General features: G+C 49.0%; 16 protein-coding genes. 5 read left to right on the top strand and 11 right to left on the bottom strand.

What is annotated here, in order from left to right:
* Positions 1 to 24 precede the first annotated feature (24 nt).
* From AB4Z33_RS27460 to AB4Z33_RS27445, 4 genes are read right to left on the bottom strand one after another with little or no spacing between them, the layout of a single operon-like run.
* Positions 25 to 942, bottom strand: a complete 918-nt coding sequence (locus tag AB4Z33_RS27460) for an NAD-dependent epimerase/dehydratase family protein (protein WP_442052954.1) — start codon at positions 940 to 942, stop codon at positions 25 to 27.
* Positions 939 to 2,030, bottom strand: a complete 1,092-nt coding sequence (gene rfbG / locus AB4Z33_RS27455; RefSeq protein WP_442052956.1) for a CDP-glucose 4,6-dehydratase — start codon at positions 2,028 to 2,030, stop codon at positions 939 to 941. The genes AB4Z33_RS27460 and rfbG overlap by 4 nt, the downstream gene beginning before the upstream one ends.
* A 5-nt stretch (positions 2,031 to 2,035) precedes the next feature.
* Complete coding sequence (gene rfbF, locus AB4Z33_RS27450; protein ID WP_442052955.1) at positions 2,036 to 2,809, bottom strand: glucose-1-phosphate cytidylyltransferase; 774 nt, start codon at positions 2,807 to 2,809, stop codon at positions 2,036 to 2,038.
* Between the two features lie 54 nt (positions 2,810 to 2,863).
* On the bottom strand, positions 2,864 to 3,970 hold the full coding sequence (locus AB4Z33_RS27445) for a polysaccharide biosynthesis C-terminal domain-containing protein (protein ID WP_442052953.1): 1,107 nt from the start codon (positions 3,968 to 3,970) through the stop codon (positions 2,864 to 2,866).
* 216 nt (positions 3,971 to 4,186) lie between these two features.
* On the opposite strand from AB4Z33_RS27445, the gene AB4Z33_RS27440 reads away from it, so the two are divergent.
* The 5 genes from AB4Z33_RS27440 to AB4Z33_RS27420 are packed head-to-tail and all read left to right on the top strand — an operon-like array spanning position 4,187 to position 9,151.
* Positions 4,187 to 5,356: a glycosyltransferase gene (locus AB4Z33_RS27440; protein WP_442052952.1), complete on the top strand. Its 1,170-nt coding sequence runs from the start codon at positions 4,187 to 4,189 to the stop codon at positions 5,354 to 5,356.
* Position 5,357: 1 nt separating this feature from the next.
* Complete coding sequence (gene wecB, locus AB4Z33_RS27435) at positions 5,358 to 6,485, top strand: non-hydrolyzing UDP-N-acetylglucosamine 2-epimerase (protein WP_442052951.1); 1,128 nt, start codon at positions 5,358 to 5,360, stop codon at positions 6,483 to 6,485.
* A gap of 58 nt (positions 6,486 to 6,543) precedes the next feature.
* Positions 6,544 to 7,527, top strand: a complete 984-nt coding sequence (locus AB4Z33_RS27430; protein ID WP_442052950.1) for a polysaccharide biosynthesis protein — start codon at positions 6,544 to 6,546, stop codon at positions 7,525 to 7,527.
* A 21-nt stretch (positions 7,528 to 7,548) separates the two neighbouring features.
* Complete coding sequence (locus AB4Z33_RS27425) at positions 7,549 to 8,277, top strand: glycosyltransferase (RefSeq protein WP_442052949.1); 729 nt, start codon at positions 7,549 to 7,551, stop codon at positions 8,275 to 8,277.
* 58 nt (positions 8,278 to 8,335) lie between these two features.
* Positions 8,336 to 9,151 (top strand): UTP--glucose-1-phosphate uridylyltransferase, encoded by an 816-nt coding sequence (locus AB4Z33_RS27420; protein WP_442052948.1) that lies wholly within the window; start codon positions 8,336 to 8,338, stop codon positions 9,149 to 9,151.
* 138 nt (positions 9,152 to 9,289) lie between these two features.
* Here AB4Z33_RS27420 and AB4Z33_RS27415 read toward each other — a convergent pair whose 3' ends face one another.
* The 7 genes from AB4Z33_RS27415 to AB4Z33_RS27385 form a co-directional block, all read right to left on the bottom strand.
* Positions 9,290 to 10,405: a hypothetical protein gene (locus tag AB4Z33_RS27415; RefSeq protein WP_442052947.1), complete on the bottom strand. Its 1,116-nt coding sequence runs from the start codon at positions 10,403 to 10,405 to the stop codon at positions 9,290 to 9,292.
* Positions 10,406 to 10,532: 127 nt separating this feature from the next.
* Entirely contained in the window at positions 10,533 to 11,222 is a 690-nt protein-coding gene (locus tag AB4Z33_RS27410; RefSeq protein ID WP_442052946.1) for a class D sortase, read from the bottom strand.
* A gap of 33 nt (positions 11,223 to 11,255) precedes the next feature.
* Positions 11,256 to 11,738, bottom strand: a complete 483-nt coding sequence (locus AB4Z33_RS27405) for a GtrA family protein (RefSeq protein WP_442052945.1) — start codon at positions 11,736 to 11,738, stop codon at positions 11,256 to 11,258.
* On the bottom strand, positions 11,689 to 12,705 hold the full coding sequence (locus tag AB4Z33_RS27400; RefSeq protein WP_442052944.1) for a glycosyltransferase family 2 protein: 1,017 nt from the start codon (positions 12,703 to 12,705) through the stop codon (positions 11,689 to 11,691). Before AB4Z33_RS27400 ends, AB4Z33_RS27405 begins: the two co-directional genes overlap by 50 nt.
* Positions 12,706 to 12,727: 22 nt before the next feature.
* A complete protein-coding gene (locus AB4Z33_RS27395) occupies positions 12,728 to 16,552 on the bottom strand; it encodes a phospholipid carrier-dependent glycosyltransferase (protein WP_442052943.1) in 3,825 nt (1,274 codons plus the stop codon).
* A 178-nt stretch (positions 16,553 to 16,730) separates the two neighbouring features.
* Positions 16,731 to 17,459, bottom strand: a complete 729-nt coding sequence (locus AB4Z33_RS27390; protein WP_442052942.1) for a YhcN/YlaJ family sporulation lipoprotein — start codon at positions 17,457 to 17,459, stop codon at positions 16,731 to 16,733.
* A gap of 533 nt (positions 17,460 to 17,992) precedes the next feature.
* Positions 17,993 to 18,356: Ger(x)C family spore germination C-terminal domain-containing protein (locus tag AB4Z33_RS27385; RefSeq protein WP_442052941.1), on the bottom strand; the 364-nt coding region annotated here is incomplete at its 5' end.

Raw genomic sequence — 18,356 nt, 5'->3', positions numbered from 1 at the left:
ATCATATGCTCTCTCCTATCTACTCTATTCTTGATCTCGGACGGCAGCGCGAAGGCATAACGCAAGTCCCTTCTCAATCGGGGTGGCCGCTTGCCAGCCAGGCAGCAGAATCCCTTTGCTCCAGGGCACCATGATCTCCCGGCTGCGATAGCCGCGCTCGCCCCACCCGATTGGCAGCTTTGTCCGCGTAACGTCTTCCAGCTTCTCTACCAGCTCTCTCAACGTAAGAGGCTTGCCGGTGGCGACAACGAACCGCTCCCTCTTCGCCGCGCGCCCGTCCAGCAATCTAGCCGCCGCCGCTGCATAAGCGTCCACGATGTCTTCAATATAGACCAAATCAAGCAACTGCTCGCCTGGCGACATCGCAAGTTTACTGCCGCTATGATAAGCGGCGATAAGCAGAGGAACGATTTTGGGACGCGGATCGTCTGGCCCGTAACTGTCGTACAGCTCAAGCGTTGTGCAGCATAACGATGCCGTTTCCGTGTAATAAACGAGAATATCGTCAAAAGCTTGTTTCGTAGCCGCGTATAGGCTTTGCGGATTGTACGCTTCGTTGTCGTAGTGCTGCGAGTACGTCCCCGTATTGACGAGATACGGAACGCCATGCTTCGTCATGGCCTCTGCAAGCTGTGTTCCGAATATGATATTGCTCTGCAGCATCGGCTCCAAGTTCGTTAGGTCATGCGTGACGGTAGCGAGCGAGGCCAGATGCACGACAATGTCGATATGCGACTCCGCGAACAGTTTGAGCAGGCTGGCCGTCGTTCCGTCATAAAGATGAACGTGGACGGCCCCTTGCGCAGCGCCTAACAAATCGTGCTTCGATTCCTGCCTTGCAACAATGTGGACGGGATATCCGCATTGCACCAGACGTCTCGCCAGACGGGAACCGATGTAACCGGTCGCGCCCGTCAGCAAGAAGGAAGGCTTCTCGCTCACGGCAATCGCCTGCTTCGGTCCATCGTCTCGTATTCGTGTATTTGCTCCAGGCATAGTTCCGTAACATTCTCTAAACCCTGATACCGCTTATGCCACTCTACGATCTTGCCGACTGCCTCCGACAGGTCCCATTTCGGCTTCCACCCCAATATCGTCTTGGCTTTGGAGCAATCAAGTTTAAGCAAGGTCGCTTCGTGGGGCTGAGGCTGCACTTCGAATTGAAGATCTACTCCTTCCCCCCATTTCTCGCCAAGCTGGCCGACGACCCACTCAACGGGTTGAACGGAGTCATCGTCGGGTCCGAAGTTCCATGAGCCGCTGTAATGGGAGCCCTCCATCGCCAGCTTCTCGGCCAGCCGCATATATCCGCTAAGCGGCTCCAGTACGTGCTGCCAAGGACGAACGGCATGCCGGTTGCGAAGCGTGATCGCCTCGCCTGCATCGATGGCGCGCAGAACGTCCGGAATAAGCCTGTCGCTTGCCCAATCGCCTCCGCCGATTACATTGCCTGCTCTGGCTGTTGCTATCGACGTGCCGCCGCGATTCTTGAAGAAGGAATTCCAATAGCTGTTCGTCACGAGCTCCGAGCAAGCCTTGCTGTTGGAATAAGGATCATAGCCGCCGAGAACGTCGGTCTCCCGATAGCCCCATATCCATTCCTTGTTCTCGTAGCATTTGTCCGTCGTCACGTTCACGACTGCCTTGACAGGCTTGCCGGCGTCGCTCAATTGCTTCACCGAATCAAGCAGATAAACGGTGCCAAGCACGTTCACTTCATACGTCTCTACGGGAAGATTGTACGATTCGCGCACAAGCGGCTGAGCGGCCATATGGAACACAATATCCGGCTCGGCCGAGAACAATGCCTCGCGCAGCTTCGTCCTGTCTCTTATATCCCCTATAACGGAATGGATCCGCGAATCGAGACGGCTTAAACGAAACAAGGAAGGCGTCGTAGGTGCATCCAGCGCATATCCCGTCACTTTAGCGCCTAGCGAGTCTAGCCAGATACTGAGCCACGAACCCTTGAAGCCCGTATGTCCGGTAATAAATACTTTTTTCCCATTCCAGAAGTTTGCTCCATTCATCGCAATCACCATTTGCTCCATGGCGCTTTTTTGTTTTTGCACAGCTCATCCAAATACGTTTTGTCCCTGAGCGTATCCATTGGATGCCAGAAGCCTGCGTGCGGATAAGCCATCAGATTTCCTTCTGCCGCCAGCCTTTCGAGYGTCTCCCGCTCCAGAATGGAGTGATCGCCTTCAATGTAATCCAGAACCTCTGGCTGCATAACGAAGAAGCCCGCATTAATCCACCCGCCGTCACCTTTCATTTTCTCGGTAAAGCCCTCTACCTTTTGCTTCCCGTCAATCTTCAAGGAACCGAACCGTCCCGGAGGCTGCACCGCTGTTACCGTTGCCGCTTTGCCATGTTCCTGATGATAGCGCACCAGCTCGCTGATGTTGATATCCGCCACGCCGTCGCCGTAGGTCAGCATGAAGGGCTCGTCGCCGATATAGTCTTTGACCCGCTTCACCCTTCCACCGGTCAACGTATCCTTGCCCGTCTCTACGAGCGTAACCCGCCATGGCTCGGCAACGTAATGATGCGTCTTCATGAGTCCTTCATTGCTGAAATCGAAAGTGACGTCCGAGTTGTGAAGCGCGTAATTGGCGAAATATTGCTTGATCTTGTCTCCCTTGTATCCTAGGCAAACAATGAAATCATTGAATCCGTATGAGGAATAGATTTTGAGAATATGCCATAGTATCGGTTTGCCGCCGATCTCGATCATCGGCTTGGGCGTCAATACGGATTCTTCGCTAATTCTCGTACCGTAGCCGCCCGCAAGGATAACTACCTTCATATTCGTAACGGGAGCCTGCTCAGTCATTGTTGTTCCCTCCTGTTGTTCAAGCGGCTACACCTTGCTTGGATACGTGTCCGGCCTATCCGCTTGAAAGATTTCATTTGCCCAAAACAATACGATCAGCTCTTCCTCCGAGGCGTTCTCGATCGAATGCGTATATCCGGGAGGAATGTCGAGAACGACTCTCTTGTCTTCCGATAGTTCATAGGAGAATACGGACTCCTCAAAAATATGCCTGAATTTTACGATCGCCTTGCCCTTGATGACGCAGAACTTCTCCACTTTCGAATTGTGGTAATGATGCCCCCGCTCTACTCCTCTAAAGGATGTGGAAACGAATATTTGTCCAGCGGCTTCGGATTTGATGACTTCGAATAAGCTGCCTCTATGGTCGTGGAAAGATTTGATTTCGTAGGAAAAGTCGTCTCGCGACAAGTAGGAAAGGTAGGTCGAATACAAATTTTTCGTCAAAGGATCGTTTAGAAGCGGTAGTATTCCTGTCTCGCGGAGTTGTTTAAATGCCGTTATTGTATGCGCCAGCTCTCCCAGCGTAACGGCAAAGGTAGGGGATATTGCGGAATAGGGGCCGTCGGCTCTCTCGTTCTCGCCTAGCAGCCCTATGAATCGGCTGACGACATCGTCGACATAAGCGAGCTCCAGTTGCTTGTTCGGATCGCTAATCGTAATGGGAAAACCTCTGGCAATATTGTGGCAGAACGTGGAGACGACCGAGTTGTAATTCGGCTTGCTCCATTTGCCGAATAGATTCGGCAGCCTGAAAATATAGATGGGCGCATCGGTTTCCTCCCCGAACCGAAGCAACGCATCTTCAGCTGCTTTTTTGCTTCTGCCGTAAGCATTCGCATTCGAAGCTTGAATCGTTGAAGCATAGACGACTTTTGGCGATCTATCGTGTTTTCGCAACAAGCGCGTGATCGCGTTCATTAATTCCTCATTCATATAAAAGTCGGCTTCCCGCTCTGTACGATTGATTCCTGCCAGATGATACACGACATCAGCCTTGACCAAGAGCTGCTCGAGCTCCTCGATGCTGTTTCCCCTTCCATAGGAATGGATCTGGACATCGCTCGACCGGCTAAGCCCTTCCAGCAGATTTCTCCCCAGAAATCCGTTTGCTCCAGTGACCAATACATTCACCTGGACATTCTCCTTTCCGTTATACTTGCATCCCCTATTGCTCTGCCCTAGTATATGTCGCATCGGCTAGATTGCGATTGATGCTAGAAAAATAAGGCTACTATCGGCTGGTTGAAAAACTATATTCAAAGAAATAGATCATAGCCGATAGCAGTCGGCAAAGACAGCGAATAACTTGGAGAATATCCATTAATTCGTCAGAGAGGAGGCAATTTCATGGCGGATGTAGGCATTGTTATGCCTGTATATAAGCAAAAAACGAGTTTTCTGCAGGCAGCCATTCGTTCCGTATTAAAACAGAGGTATAGAAACTTCAGACTTATTATCGTAATAGACGGTATAACTGCCAATGTGGTAAGAACGGTGCGTAGAGAGACTCGAAGAGATTCACGCGTGAAAGTAGTCTCGTATCGGGTCAATAGGGGCACAAGCCATGCGTTGAATACAGGCTTCGGCATGCTTATGGGTGATCCCGGCATTCAGTATCTTACTTGGGTATCCAGCGACAATATTTATTTTCCTCAATATGTCGGCACCTTGCGCCAAAGCCTCTTGGAAGCTCCCGAGCACGTAGGCTTCGCATACAGCAGCTGCTATCATATCAACAACCTTGGCAAAATCCTCCACTCTCCCGCCCGGCAGGTGCTGCTGCGCCAGTGGAGAGGACAGCCCATCGAGAACCTGATCGAATCTTGTTTTATCGGTGCCTCTTTCATGTATCGCGCCTCAGTGGCAAACGCTGTCGGCGAATATCGGTATACGCCCGTCGAGGATTACGATTACTGGCTTCGGCTTACAGAGCAGTGCGGCACGGTCTTCCTTCCCGTCGAATTGATGAAGTATCGCGTTCATTCCACCTTCAGCATGTCTAGAAAACTAGCAAGTTYAACCCTTCTATATCGAAGCAAACGATATATTTCCCAGCAGATTCGCCTGGAAGCCCGCCAAAGACGCCAAATTCCGCTAGAAACGACGATCATCCTCACGTACTCGGGCACTCCTAACCAGCTCGAAAGATTAAACCAGCTGCTAGAGCAGAGCTACTTCAATTTCCTCTGCATCGTCATCGATCAATCGCCGAATCAGGAGCTGCATCCACCCGTCGTAAAATTGCCGGATCCAAGAGTGCACTATATCAGCATGCCAATGGCCTCCGATCAAGACGTCTTCTTGAAAGCACGGGAACTAACGACATCTCCCTACTTGCTGTTTTACAGAGACGCTGCTCCGCTTCCGAAAGACTTCATGCGAAGCGCGGTCTGGTCGTTGTATGGCCAACTGCAATCCGGCTATGACGACCCTGCGAAGCCGTTGTTCAACCAGCTTCATCTGAGTGACCGTTTGTTCCAACTCATGGTTAACCATTTATATCCGGAGGCGGTATAACGTGAAAAAATTGAAAGTGATGACGGTGCTGGGTACACGACCGGAGATTATCCGGTTGTCTGCCGTAATCAAAGCGTGCGACATATATTTCGATCACATCTTCGTGCACACCGGACAAAACTGGGATCCTAAGCTGAACGATATCTTTTTTGAAGATCTTCGGCTCCGCAAGCCCGATTATTATTTGAACGTCGTCGGCCAGCATCTCGGCGAAACCATTGGCAACGTCATTGCCCGCTCCTATGAGCTAATGGAGCGCGAGAAGCCGGATGCCGTGTTGCTTCTCGGCGATACGAACAGCGCGCTTGGCGCCATTGCCGCCAAAAGGCTCAAAATACCGATTTTCCACATGGAGGCCGGCAACCGCTGCTTCGACCAGAACGTGCCGGAGGAAACAAACCGACGGATCGTTGATCATATCAGCGACGTCAACCTGCCCTATACGGAGCATAGCAGACGTTATCTGTTGGCCGAAGGCATACGCAAGGAACATATTTTCGTAACCGGTTCGCCGATGACTGAAGTGATACGCGATTTCCAGAAAGAGATCGATGAGCGGGATATTATCGATAAACTCGGCCTTGAGCGGAACAAATATATCGTGCTTAGCGCTCACCGCGAGGAAAATCTAGATATCGACGCTCAGCTTTTCTCGCTTATGAATGCCGTGAACGAAGTGGCCGAGCAATTCGGTTTTCCCATTGTTTACACTGCCCACCCGAGGTCGCTCAAAAAGTTGGAAGCGAAGCAGATCGTTCTTCATCCGCTCGTGCAGATTCATCAGCCCTTCGGCTTTCTCGACTACAACCAGCTTCAGCAGCACGCCTTTTGCGTATTGTCCGACAGCGGCACATTAAGCGAGGAGTCCGCCATTCTGAATTTTCCCGGCGTCTTGATTCGCACAAGTACCGAACGTCCCGAAGTGCTCGACAAGGGGACGATCGTAATCGGCGGCGTTACGGGAGAGCATTTGGTGAAGTCCATTACGCTCGCAGTCGGCATTCATGCCCAGAAAGCGGTCAATTTACCAACGCCGCCGGATTACGCCGACACGAACGTTTCCATTAAAGTCGTCAAACTCATTCAGAGCTATACCCCAATCATTAACAAAGTGATCTGGAATAAATAAATGCTTGCCGCGCCATCGTTCAGCGCTAAGACTTGAAGGCATACAAGGAGGATTCACCATGTTTACGAACAAAACGATACTCGTTACTGGAGGTACGGGCTCTTGGRGGCAAGAGTTGACGCGGAAGCTGCTGACCGAGAAGCCGAAGGAAATTAGAATTTTCTCCCGTAACGAATTTACGCAAGTCGAGATGAAACGAAAGTTCAACAGCCCCGTTCTAAACTTCCTGATCGGCGATATTCGCGATTACGAGGCCGTATCCGACGCTTGCCAGAACGTCGACTACGTGTTCCATCTGGCTGCGCTCAAGCATGTTCCGATTTGTGAATATCAGCCGCTGGAAGCGCTCAAGACGAACGTGAACGGCACGCAGAACATTATTCGCGCCAGCATCGAGAATGGCGTAGACAAAGTGATCGACGTCTCGACCGATAAGGCGGTTGACCCGATCAACTTCTACGGCTTGACGAAGGCGATCGGAGAGAAGCTGATCATCAAAGCGAATGATCTTAGCGAGCACACTCGTTTCGTCTGCATTCGAGGCGGCAACGTCCTTGGAACAAATGGCAGCGTCGTCCCTTTATTCAAACAGCAAATTTTGGAAGGCAAGCCTCTCACCCTTACGGATAAGGAGATGACCCGCTTCTTCCTTACAATTCCGGAGGCGATCGAGCTTCTTATCAAAGCCGCTTCCGCAGCCATCGGCGGAGAAACGTTCGTAATGAAGATGCCGGCTTGCAAAATCACCGATCTCATTGAAGTGCTGAAGTCGGTCTTCGGCCAAACGAGCCTCCCCGTCAAGGAAATCGGGATGCGGGAAGGCGAGAAGCTGCACGAAGTGCTCATTTCCCGCACCGAGTCGCAGACGACCTATCAATATGACAAACAATATTACGTTATTTTACCCTCCCATTCCGCCGAAAAGCTATTGAACCAGTACAACCATCTAAACAAAATCAGCTTCCCCTACTTCCAATCTGACCAAGAGCTGATGTCTCATGAAGAAATCAAGCTGCTGCTTCAGAAAGGAAAATTCATTTAATCCTATCGACGAGGTGATCATATGATAAAGGAAGCTAGCCTCTCCAATAGGACGATCAACGGCGTAACCATCATTACGAGCACGAACAAGCCCCAATACATGAATAATATATTCGACAATTACATCCGCCAGTTGCTTCCTAACAAGCAGCTGATCATTGTATTGAACAGCAGCGTGATCGATTCAGGCCCATGGGTTGAGAAAGCGAAGGCGTACCCGGACGTCCACGTCTATCAGTTGCCCGAATCTGTATCGCTTGGGGAATGTCTCAACTTTGCCGCCGATCGGAGTGGGTACAACGTCATCGCCAAATTCGATGATGACGACTTCTATACCAAGTATTATTTGACCTCTTCCTTGCGTGCCATGCGGCTCAAAAACGCCGATATGGTCGGCAAGCGCACGGTACTCACTTACTTCGTGGATGACAAGACGCTCATCCTTCGTTTTCCTGGACACGAAAACAGCTATCAAAATTATGTCGCCGGAGGCACGATGGTCATTCGCAAGAGTGCTTTCCAGCGCGTGCGGTTCGGTGCCATATCGCTTGGCGAAGACGTCGATTTCATGACCCGCTTCCGGCGCCAGGGCTACAGAACGTATGCGACAAGCCGTCACAATTACGTCTACATGCGTAAGTCCGATCCGGGCATGCATACGTGGAAGCCGTTGAAATCCTACTTGATGAAGACGGGAAGATTCATCGCCCGGACAACCAACTTTCGCAAATATGCGCTTAAAAAAAGATAACCACGACCGCGCTGCCTGGAGGCGGCTCGGCGCGCTTATCGTCGAGGGGTGATTCCACGTGATTCGCAAAGCGATTATTCCGGCAGCAGGCTACGGAATACGCAATCTGCCGGCAACAAAGGTCATTCCAAAGGAGTTATTTCCGATCGGCAACAAGCCTGCGATTGATTACGTCGTTGCCGAAGCGGTACAAGCGGGAGTTACGGATATTCTCATCGTCCTGTCCCGGAACAAGACGGAAGTGATGAATTACTTCGATCGTTCTCCCGAGCTGGAATCCTACTTGATAGAACGCCAGAAGGAGAGCTTGCTTCCGCTTATCGCTCCGACTACGCTCCGCATCCAATACGTCCGGCAGCAGGATCCGCTCGGCCTCGGTCACGCGATTCAGCTTGGCGAGTCTTTCGCGGCCGGCGAACCGTTCGCCATCATGCTCCCGGACCAGATTAGTTTAAGCCGGACATCGATGCTTTCTCCACTAATCAAATGTTTTGAACAATACCGCACCAATGTCATCGGACTGCAGAGTATGAAGCAGGAGCTGCTGATCAATTACGGCGTTGTATCGGCTTCGCGTATTAAAGCGCGAACGTACGATATCGACTCGATCGTCGAGAAGCCAAGCGTCCCTCCTTCTCAGCTTGCCGTGATGGGCCGCTATATCGTCAAGCCGAATATCTTCGACAAGCTGCGCCAGACAAAGCCCGGCTTTAATGGTGAAATTCAATTAACCGATGCGCTCAACAACGCTTGCCAATCGAGCAGGATGATCGGTTATGCGTACAACGAACGTTGGTACGATACAAGCATCGAAGAACAATATATAAAGCTGCAGCATAGGGCGCTTCAACTAAAAACAAGAAATAATAAATAGAGGCAGAATGGCTCTCGATTTCAGGGAGCTGTTCTGCCTATCGCTTTATCCTGTTAAAACAAGAATCCGCTAACGGCTTTGAGCAGGTGCTAAGCTGCTGAAACCGAAAACGGATCGTTGCCTTACATAAGATGGATATTAATAACGCGTTTTTAAAAGCGGCTTAGAGGTCCTTCTCTTATAGGATGGAACAGCTCTTCTGCTGCCTTCCTTCAGTCGGTTTTTCTTTCTTAGCGGTTTGCGTGAAGGACGTAAGTCAACATTAGAGGACGATCTGTAGTAGGAGGCTCCAGGCTGGAAGAACCCGTTGTTAAGCTGGAACGGATTATCAATGACCGGATTATCGTAGTAATTGCTGCGGAACGCTTGCTTGGCTTCCTTGTCGATGATCTCTCCGCTTGCAAAGCTGCCGAAGCTCCACGACATAGCGGTTCCGAGACCATTAGCCGCCTCGGCCACCTCAAGGGCGTAACTTTGATAAATCTGACTATACTTCCAAGCTTTGTTATCATCCAACCACCTTGCGGCCGCAGCAAGCTCTGGCGAGAAGTGGATGAAGCGAAGCGGTTTGCCATTAACCGTGTAAGCGTCTTTGGCAATCTGTTCAATATTCCATCGCTCTACTAGATTTCGATGTTCTATGCCATAGCCGTTATGACGAAGCGTATGAACATTATCAAAGTAGATCGGCGCCAAATCCAGATACGAATATTCGTTGCCTGCATAACGCTCCGATATTTTACTCCACCAAGCCAAGAAACGTTTGGCCTCGGAATGCCTTGTTAAGGCTACCATACCTGAGCTGTATATGCCTGCCTTGCCTGCTTCCATTTGCCAATCCCATTCCATGAAGTCAGAGTTCGTATGATGTCCGGCAATTACAATGGGATGCTGCTTCGGAATTTCGATAAGCTCGCTGAGCGGGGAGTAGATCCTAGTATTCGAATCCAAATAAACGAGCAGATGCTCTTGAACATAACGATCGTAAATATAGCTCATAAGCGGAGCTTTGCTTGCATTTTTCGCTTCCTGTTCATCATATTGAAACCAGAACTTCGATAGATTCGGGTAGTGCAGCACGTTATTCATCAAAATAACCTCATCAAAATACGGACACTGGGATACATGGGCAGGCAGTGTGCTTTCCACAATCCCCACGACAATTTTCGTTCCGGGCATATGTTCCTTAACCGACTTAGCCAATACAATCGCATTCGGCAAATCACGAGCTGAAGCAACCGTCCCAACAATCATTCAGGGCTCACTATACGATAGGAAGATAGTCGATGCGCATTCACTTTTGCAGATCTCTCCTCTCTTCCTTTAGTATATGATTGTCCCCGATCATATGACTCCCTGCTAAAAGTCTATCTTTGCGAGTCTAGCTTAACTTAGCATGAACAATAAGACGATGGGTCGGCTTTACGATCGGGTCACATGTTATAAGCGTAAGCAGCTTATCCTTATTATTGTAGTTCAAGACAGACACATCGGTAGGCTCGACAATGGAAACGTCATAGACCGTATAGGTGAACGTCTCATCCTTCGTCTCGACCGTTATTTTATCGCCGACCTTCACTTCCCCGAGCCGATTGAACAGCTTTCCCTTCGCTCTCATCCGGTGGGCAGCGATTGCGGCATTTCCTACCTGACCGACCTTTGCCGTCTCCTTCAGATGAGCAGCCGCATACTTCATATTTTTCTGCGTCGCCCCTTCCAGAACGGGCAGACTTAGCTTGATGCTCGGAATTTTGATCGTGGCGATTGCTTGCAGCTTCGGCGTCTCCGCCTTCGGCTTATCGGTAGGCGCAATTGTGGCTGTTGGCGCATCCGTCGTTACAGCTGCGGTATCGACAGTCTCGACTGAATTACCCGGCTCTTCGCCGAATAGGTTCGTCAGATCCTCGTACTGCGCCTGCGCTTCATCCTCTGCTGTTTGGTCAAAGCTCGCATCTTCCCATTCGGCCATCAGCCGATCCTGCTGCTTCGTTTCGTACCATTCGCTGGCCTTCGGGTAGAGAAGCACTAATATGCCAAGTATGACTAAAGTATAAGACAATATTTTTCTCATTCTGCTCACCTCTTGTTTCTAGAGCTTATTCACCTATCCATTGACACGCGCGCCCGCGAATACCCAGCGCTTGCTGCCATAGAAATTAATGACTACCGTCACCGCCGTTGCAATCAGCTTTGCGTATAGCTCCTCCATACCGGCAAGCTTCGTCAGCAGAGCCAATAATAGAATTGAGACAACTAGTATAACACCGTTCCAGACAACGAAGCGAATCAACTTCCGCAAGCGCTCCGGCTTGTGAGAAACAGCTGTTCCTCCGGTCTCTCCGCCAAATGTGAATTTGCTGTTCAGTATGTAGCTGTTAGCCATTCCCGCACCGTAAGATATCACCTGCGCGATCGCAAAGTGAATGCCTAGCCATACGAGCAGTGCAAATAGAACAATATCAATTGCCGTATTTAGCAACCCCACAGCATTGAACGTTAAGAATTGAATGGCTAACGCCTTGCGGCTGCGGCCGTTGCTAGACATATTGTTTGTCCCGATCTCGACTCTTGCCTGCACTTTCCCCATCTTCATCCGCTTCACTGCCGGCGCTGCTCGAATAACCCTGCACGTCACGGACGATATACAACGGACGTCCCTTCGACTCGTCATAGATTCGACCAATGTATTCACCAATAACGCCTAGAATCATGAGAATGATTCCGTTAAACAGCAGATTGACAGCAACTATAGATGCCCAGCCCTGTACAGGGAATCCCGAGAAGAGCTTTTGGAACACTACGACTAGCAAATACAGGAAGCTGCCGATCGATAGCGTGAAGCCGACATATGTCGCAATCTTTAAAGGCTTATAGGAAAAGGACGTAATGCCGTCAAGCGCGAAGCCGATCATCTTCTTCAGCGGATATTTAGTCTCGCCTGCGAAACGTTCCTCGCGAACGTATTCGACCATCGTTTGACGGAAACCGATCCAGCTGACAAGTCCGCGCACGAAACGGTTTTTTTCCTTCAATCCGCGCAATACGTCGCACACTTTGCGGTCAATCAGACGGAAGTCGCCTGTATCGATCGGAATATCGAAGCTCGTCATGCTGCGCAAAATTCGGTAGAACACCTTAGCTGTCACTTTCTTGAATAAGGTTTCCCCTTTACGCTTCAGACGCTTGCCATAGACGACCTCGTAGCCTTCCTTCCACTTCGTGATCATATCGAGAATGACCTCTGGCGGATCCTGCAAATCGGCATCGATTACGACAATCGCATCGCCTTGCGCGTAATCCATCCCTGCGGATATCGCAATCTGATGGCCGAAGTTGCGCGAGAAGTCGATCAGACGGACATTTGGATCGAATTCGCTAATCATGCTAATAAGCTCGACTGTCCGATCACGGCTACCGTCATTGACGAAGATAAGCTCATAGGCCTCATCGGTAGTGTCCATAACTTGCTTGAGTCGGTCATACGTATGCTCGATGACCTCCTGTTCATTGTACATCGGTATAATAATGCTGTATTTGACTTTAGCGGCTTTCATTCATTCGCCTCCATTGAACGATCTAGAATACCCAACTACTGAACCAACGCAGCCAATGTCTGATGTAATCGCTGCTTACGGTCATTCCGGACAAGACCGGGTAGAACATGATAAACAAAGCAACAGATACCGCAGTGAATATAGCTCTGATGCGACTGAAGTTTGGCTTCTTCTCTTCGATCGCTTTGAAGATGTAGACGATGCTCAAGATGATGAACGGCACCATTGCAAAATAATGATACAGGAAGGTCAGCCTTGTGACGAGCATCCACGGCACGTATTGCGCCAAGAAGGCGATCCATATCATAAAAGCCGACCGATCGCCGCGCTTAATGCTAAGCCAGAACGCACCTGCCATCGCAAAGATCCCCGTCCACCATATGAGCGGATTGCCTAGCGCAGCAATGGACGATGCCATTCCGGCCGGCATATCCTCTCCAGAGTAATACCAGACTGGCCGCTTCATGAACGGCCATTCCCACCACGACGAGGAGAACGGATGCGTTGAGACTAAGTTGCTGTGGTAGTTGAACATATTTTTCTGATAATCAATAAAGCTTTGAACCGTATACCCTTTGTCCATCACGTTAAGCACTGGAATATAGCTAAGAGCGTAAATAAGCAACGGAATGACAATATAGAAACCAATGCAGCTGGCCAGTGTCACGATCGTATATTTCGGGAACACCTTCACAATTAACGTCAATTGTTCCTTATCCAAGTCCTCTGTCCGATTCGCCGCAAGCAATCGCTTAGCTGCGGCATATTGTCTGTACCGATCATATAACGACAGGGCAAGCATAACGGCAAGTCCGATGCCTCCGTACAAGACGATCCACTTCGATGCTACGCCGATTCCGAAGAAAAGCCCTGCAAGGAACAGCGGCAGCAGCGTCGTTTGCAGCTTAACCTTATAGAAGCTAAGCGCATTGTAGCGATGCATGAAATAAAACATTAACATAATGAAAAATACGCCATAAACGTCAATCGTAGCAATCCGCGTCTGTGTAAAATGCATGAAATCAGCAGCCAGCAATATCGTTGCCGTCGCCGCGTAGGTCGTTCTGCCCAGCAAACGTCTTGCGATCAAATACATAAGCGGAAGCATTGCTACTCCCACGAGTGTGCCGGCTATGCGCCAGCCGAACGGATTAAGACCGAACAGCTTGATTCCGAGCGCGATCAAGAGCTTACCCAGCGGAGGATGCGTATTTTCATAAGCCACAATATGCTCCAGATGCTCATATGCCGTTCTCGCATGATAGATTTCATCGAAGTAAGAGCTGTTCGTGAAGGTTTCCTTAACCTTCACTTCGTCTTGCTCGTCGAACAGCTGCTGTACGCTGCCGCGCTTTGCATCTACGGCTTCTTCCGCATGGACTGCCGCGATAGGGAGCGGCTTCTCACTGCCTTGCTCGAAGAAGGCAAGCTCATGCATCGAGAATCCGGTATTAACAGTCGTTAGACGAACATAACGGGCTGCAACATCAACCTGTTGGCTATTCCACTTGAATACGGCCACATGACTGCTCTCGACCTCTACGGCGCCGCTCCAATCGTCAGCCGTTGTGCTGAACTCGTATTTGTACTTGCCGGTCCCTACGCCTCCAAAGCTGTTAATCATCGTGAGCTGCTTACTCTCTCCAAGGTCGACGTAGAAGCTTTGTCCAGACGAACTCGGCTGCCACACGGTTACTGGGGCGTGATGTGAGCCTAGATTGATCAAAGCAATTACAGCATAGATTAGGGTGATGGCGCCCATCCATATCCAATCCCGCCGCGATAGCCAAGCAAGCTTCGACGTCTTAGCGCCTACTTCTGCCGCCTGTTGCTTGAACTCGGCTACAGCGGCATAGTCAGATGCCTTCGCATCTGCTTCAGTAAACGGCACAATACCGACGGTTCTTCCCCTCTTATACATATCATATCCGATATAAAGCATGTATAGCAGTAATCCGATATTGGCCATGGAAGTAAGCATCAGGATACCGTTCATCGGTACGAAAGTGCCTGCTTTGCTGAAATCGAGCACATAAGCGACATTAATGAAGCTGGTCAGACTGAAGCCAAAATATAAATAAAGCATTCTTCGATCGAATGACTGCATGAACGATACGAGGCTCAGCAACAATACAGGGAACAAGTATCGTTCATGCATCTTCGTTACAAGCATAAATACAACGGTAATGAGAAGCGCCGCGAGATAGAAAGAATGATCAGACGTCTCCCCATTGTCCTTCTTTTTCCTGAATGAGAAGTATACGGCAAGAGCTACCGCAGCAATAATGAACAGATTGCCCCATGTTTTGAATGGAAGCAGCAGCCATTGTTGGTCTAGCGCTTTCCAGTTCGCGCCGATCAGCGTATAGAGATTGAACGCATTAAGCGAAGCATACGGATAAGACGATAAAGTGCCTGAATACAAATCCAGAAGCGCGCTGAGGCCTCCATTGCCCCAGAAGTACGGAACAGCGAGCAAGCCGAATGTAGTGAAACCGAAGAAAGCGCTGACCGGAACCTGCTTCCATGCTCTGCGGTGAATGAAGTACAGCAGCAGTACAGGCATGAAGATGAACGCTTGCGGCTTGATAAGCGCCGCTATCGCGAACCATACAGAAGCCCGCTCGATTTTGCTTTCACTCAGATTATAGAACGAGAGCACAAGAACTAACGTAAAGATCGAATCGACCTGCCCCCATGCAGCGGAATCTACGATGACTGCCGGATTGAAGGCATATAGAACAGCTAGTCCAAGCGCGAACGCCGGGCTTAGCTTCTTTCTTGCAATCTGGAAGATAAAGTAAGCAGCGCCAAGATCGGCGAGAATTGCAGGCAGCTTGAACAACAGCAGCGCTGCATCTGTCCCAGCTTGAATGCCAAGCAAAGATTTGAGTGTACCCAGCACGTACAGGACATAAATATAGCCTGGCGGATAATCGACGAATACGCCGGAATTATAAAACCCCGATAAGCCTTGCGACGCGGCATGGTCAGCCCAAGCGATAAATAAGGCAATATCCGTTCCATAGCCGCTTGTCGATACCGCAATTGCCGCCCGTAAAGCAAATGCGGAGATAAGAAGCAACGACAGCAATATGTAAGGTGAATTTCCTTTCAAGTCTAGCTTATCGTTACGGAATACCGTTTTGTAAATAAATATGAACAACAGCGTGAACAATAAGGAATAGATTAAGAGCGGTATAATGGATACATGATGCTCGGCTTTCGCGGCATCATCTTCAGGCTGGGCTGGGGCAGTCGCAACCAGATCGAACACCTGCGCTCCATTAGGAGCAGCGGCAACCTTCTCCATGCTAACATCATCGAAGTACGCTTTGCCGGCGTTCAAGCTTCCATACCCGCCGAGACTTGCGCCGAATATAATCTCTTTTTGATCCTTGCCCGTCTTGCCATAGAACTCCAAGTACTCCCATTGACCATTCGTTTCCGACTTATTTGGGTACTGGGCGGCCACTCCGTCCACGAAGAAATGCGCACCGGTTCGGTCCTGCATTAAACCCTCTGTCTTCACATATCCCGAGAACTTATACGTTTTCCCTGCTTCAACAGCTACGCGCTGCGTCCAGCGGGAATGGTTCTCTTCTTTGTTCTCAATAACGGCAGCAACTTGGCCGGATTGGGCGCCTACATCGGCAATGCCATAGTCGGTAACCCCGCTTTCCGTTACATATTGAGCTTGATCCCATCCTTCAGGCTTGAGTGAAGTCAATTGTTCGAAGCCGCCATTTTTGAGAAGATTGTCCGCAGCATAACCTGTTGTCACAGGCAATAATGCAAGCAGCATAAAGAGAGCGATAAGGACGCGACGCGACTGAGTTCTAATCATTATATATTCCACCTCATAGGGATAAATAAGCGCTTTTTTTTACATGAAAATACAGTTTAACTCTATCGGATATTGCCGGCTCGGTCAAATAAAAAAACTTCAATCCAACTGAAAAATAAACCGGCGAAGGAGAGCTTCCCTTCAACCGGCTTATGGCTGTCATCGCATATTGCGCAACTTAATCGTAAATGATTGTTTTAGGCTTCGTTCCCTTAAGGTTCAGTACGTTGCTGTCTCCGGATTTCGCTGGAAAGATCCTCTCGACCATCGCGCTAAACTCGGCTACGAAACCTTGGATAGGATGTCCCAATCTCACATCATTCATATAGCCATTCATCCTGCCGACAAAGTCCGGATTGGCGGATACGTACACATGCTCTACGGTTGGACTTAACCGCTTGACCTCATTAGCGATCTGATCCTTGATCTCGTCAGTAAGCTTATCCTCTCCGGTCGAGAGACTGCTCATTCGTTTGCTCATTTTAATTCCGTCCTTGCCGATATACCCGTAATTCGAACGGCTCATCAGTTTGGAGTTGCCTTTCGGCTCGCTTTCATCAAGCGATACGGCAACGTACGCATTAGAATCCGTAAGCATGACATAGGATGACTTGACCGCATCCATAGAGGTAATGCGGTCAGCGATCTTGTCGCTCATTTCCATCCGATACACTTTATGCGATCCGACTACATTATTGCTATTTAACCTACGGCCATTCACCCGGTTCATTTCGTTCATCTGATCGTTTGCGAACCGCTTGTCCTTTATAAGGTTGCCGTTAGCATCATAACGAACACTATTAGGCCGTATATTTTTGTTGCCGACATCGCCTTGATATTGACCGCAACCAGCCAGCATTGTGCCGAGCAGAACGCTTGCTGCCAAAGCTGCCATTTTGCTGCGCATGCTTATTCGCCCCCAAACCTGTAGTTTCGAGCACTGTTGGCCCGATTTTTAGGATGGGCAGTTCGATCTCCAGCTATTCTTGTGTGTGGTGTCAAAATTGTTGAGAATTATTATGAACAAAACATACATTTTCCAAGACATGTTTTCTTAATTGCTGAGAAATAATAAAGGTGAAACTTTTCAATCTTGGTCCAATATCGTATAGTTCTAACAATCAAGATTCTTTTTAGCAGATTACCACCTGTGATAATAACTTTACACATTTCATTTGATTACTGTATGTCTCATCGCCAAGATCTAAACTGGTAACCTCGAAACATTTTTTAGACTTACCATTGAAATTGAAACAGCGACTGCCATGGAAAAAAATAAAGTCCAAGACTGTCGCTGTTTTCATTGAACTAACTTTAGCTTAAATCATTATTTTCATGAGCCTATGATTTTTTTTGTTCTTTCGTTTGAATAAAGATTTCTCTATTGAAAGCTTCAATGACATCACTCCTGTAGTATTTTCACCGGTAACCCCTGTGTGTTTATTTTGTTGAAGAACCAAAATCAGTGATTTTTAATTTGATATCAAAAGTAACTGGGATTCGACTGAATACTTCATCCCAATTATCTTTCACCGTTTTCCATTTATGAGGATATTTGATAGAAAGATGTTTACCGAATCCTGCCACGTCCACTTTGTATTTGGACTGCATCTTCCACATCAGATTATCAATCATTGTTGCTAAGCGTTTTTCGAAAACCTTCTCCGCTGCTTCTAAATAAGCCAGCTCGGATGGATTTTCTTTGGTATCCCAATTTTCAATTAATCTCCCGTTCGATTCGATTGAAACGTGAAAAGAAATGTCTTCTCCCCGCAATTTCACAGTCATTTTACTTTTCATTGAT

The organism is Paenibacillus sp. 2TAB19 (genome assembly GCF_052115185.1).
Taxonomy (GTDB): Bacteria; Bacillota; Bacilli; order Paenibacillales; family Paenibacillaceae; genus Pristimantibacillus.
This window is presented reverse-complemented; position numbering and strand designations above follow the sequence as displayed.